Annotated in this window: 1 protein-coding gene; it reads left to right on the top strand. The window is 50.2% G+C overall.

All coding sequences use genetic code 11. The annotated features are described in order from the left end of the window. Nucleotides 1-21 precede the first annotated feature (21 nt). Nucleotides 22-243, top strand: a 222-nt coding sequence (locus KVT27_RS25880) for a PA14 domain-containing protein (RefSeq protein ID WP_254636306.1), incomplete at its 3' end; no start/stop codon positions are given.

Raw genomic sequence — 243 nt, 5'->3', positions numbered from 1 at the left:
CAGTCAGCCCCTTTTCCATCAATGCAAGCAGATACGTTTTCGGTAAGATGGACAGGGAAGCTCGTGCCTGCCTATACGGAAACTTACCAGATATCAACCATTAGCGATGCTGGTGTTAGAGTTTGGGTGAACGGCAAGCTGGTTCTTGACAGTTGGGTGAATCAAAGCTGGACGGAGAGAACGGGAACGATTGCGCTGACCGCTGGCGTGCCTGTTGATCTGAAGGTCGAGTACTATGATACT

Origin of the sequence: Lysinibacillus sp. GbtcB16 (assembly GCF_019091145.1) — a bacterium.
Lineage (GTDB): Bacteria > Bacillota > Bacilli > Bacillales_A > Planococcaceae > Lysinibacillus > Lysinibacillus fusiformis.
This window is presented reverse-complemented; position numbering and strand designations above follow the sequence as displayed.